Annotated in this window: 1 protein-coding gene; it reads right to left on the reverse strand. The window is 34.0% G+C overall.

What is annotated here, in order from left to right; all coding sequences use genetic code 11:
• Positions 1-2,429, reverse strand: a 2,429-nt coding sequence (locus tag AC2FB1_RS06655; RefSeq protein ID WP_490674490.1) for a DUF1542 domain-containing protein, incomplete at both ends; no start/stop codon positions are given.

The raw sequence follows: 2,429 nt of genomic DNA on the forward strand, positions 1-2,429 counted from the left end.
GATCTATACTTGCTTTCTTAGTAGTTACAATTTGATCAATTTCATGTTTGGCATTCGCTTTTTTTACTATTTCTGGCTGAATGGCATTGATAATATTTATACCATTTGTTTGTGCGTTATCAACGCCATCATTATTTTCTGCCTTATTAACATTCTCTTTTGCTTTTGTAGCTTCTTCATCTACTTTTTGTTTTGCTACTTCTTTTTCTTCTTCAGTTGCTTCTTGTGTTAAATCAATAGTTGCTTTTTTAAGTTTAGCTAAATTATCAATAGCTTGTCTTGTTTCTGCTTTTTTAACTACTTCTGGTTGAATACTATTTATCACTGTTGTGGTATTTTGTCCAACTTGATCCACATCATTATTTGTTACGGCTTGATCAATTTCATGTTTTGCTTTTGTAACTTCTTCGTCTACTTTTTGTTTTGCTGTTTCTTTCTCTTCTATTGTCGCATCTTGAACTTGATCAATTGCTGTTTTCTTAGTTAATGCAATTTGATCAATTGTAGCCTTAGCCGCATCTTTTTTTATAACTTCAGGCTGAATATTATTTACACTAGTATTTCCTGTATCTTTCGCTTGATCCACGTCACTGTTTGTTATGGCTTGATCAATTTCATGTTTTGCTTTTGTAACTTCTTCGTCTACTTTCGCTTTCGCTGCCTCTTTTTCCTCTGACGTTGCACCTGAAGTTTGATCAATTTTGTCTTTTTTAACTCTTGCTACTTGTTCAATTAACGTTTTAGTTGTAGTTTTCTTAATTATATCAGGTTGAATATTATTAATCGCTAATGTTTCAATTTGTTCAACTTGATCCACATCATTATTTGTTACGGCTTGATCAATACTATGATTTGCTTTAGTAACCTCTTCATCTACTTTCGCTTTCGCTGCTTCTTTTTCCTCTGTCGTTGCATTCGGAGTTTGATCAATTTCTGCTTTTTTAGCTATAGCTACTTGTGCTATGGAAGTTTTAATTGTCTCTTTTTTTACAACCTCAGGCTGAATGCTGTTGATAGTAGTATTCCCAGTGTTTTTTGCTTGATCGACATCATTATTTGTTATGGCTTGATCAATATTGTGCTTTGCTTTGGCAACTTCTTCATCTACTTTGACTTTTGCTATATCTTTTTCTTCTTTTGTTGCATTAGGCGTTTGATCAATTGTATTTTTCTTGAGTCGTGCCTGAGCATCTATATTTCTTTTTGCTTGTTCTTTTTTAACTACTTCTGGTTGGATATTATTTATTAATGTCGTACTATTGTCTACTACTTGATCGACATCATTATTTGATAAAGCATGATTAATATTATTTTTTGCTTCTGTTACTAATTGATCTACCTTCGCTTTTGCGTCTTCTTTTTCTTCTGCTGTTGCACCTAGTATTTGATCAATCGCTGCTTTTTTAGCTAAAGCTACTTGTTCAATAGTAGACTTAGCATTCATTTTCTTAATTGTATCAGGCTGAATGTGGCTAATTATTGTAACACTATCTTCTTTTATTTGGTCGACAACTTGATTTGTTTCTGCATGATCAATATTATTTTTTGCTTTAGTAACTTCTTCGTCTACTTTCGCCTTCGCCACTTCTTTTTCTTCTGTTGTCGAATTACTATTATTGTCAATTTCTGCTTTTTTATTTATAGCTTCATCTTCAATGGCTTGTCTTGCTTTTAATTTTTTTTGAACGATTGCTTTTATATGACTAATTGCTTCAATACCATCATGTCTTGCATTTTCAACTTCGCTATTTGAATTAAAATGGTTGATATTATTTTTAGCTTCCGTTGCAGCTTGATCTACTTTCGCTTTTGCAGCCTCTTTTTCTTCTGTTGTTGCATCTGGCGTTTGATCAATGGATGCTTTCTTAGCTCTTGCTATCTCATCAATGGCTTGTCTCGCTTCTGTTTTCTTAACTACTTCTGGTTGAATAGCGTTTATAATAGTCGTACCGTTTGTTTTGGCTTCATCAACTCCAGAATTTTTCGTTGCTTCATTAATTTTTGCTTTTGCTTCTGTTACTGCTTGGTCTACTTTCGCTTTTGCAGCCTCTTTTTCTTCTGTTGTCGCATCTGGCGTTTGATCAATGGATGCTTTCTTAGCTCTTGCTACCTCTTCAATGCTTTGTCTTGCTTCTGCTTTCTTAGTCACTTCTGGTTGAATAGCGTTTATAGTAGTCGTACCATTTGTTTTGGCTTCATCAACTACAGCATTTCTTGTCGCTTCGTTAATTTGTGTTTTTGTTTCCGTTACTGCTTGATCTACTTTCGCTTTTGCAGCCTCTTTTTCTTCTATTGTCGCATCTGGCGTCTGATCAATGGATGCTTTCTTAGCTCTTGCTATCTCATCAATGACTTGTCTCGCTTCTGTTTTCTTAACTACTTCTGGTTGAATAGCGTTTATAATAGTCGTACCGTTTGTTTTGGCTTCA

It is taken from the genome of Staphylococcus sp. CoH_129_LAB_1 (assembly GCF_058191515.1).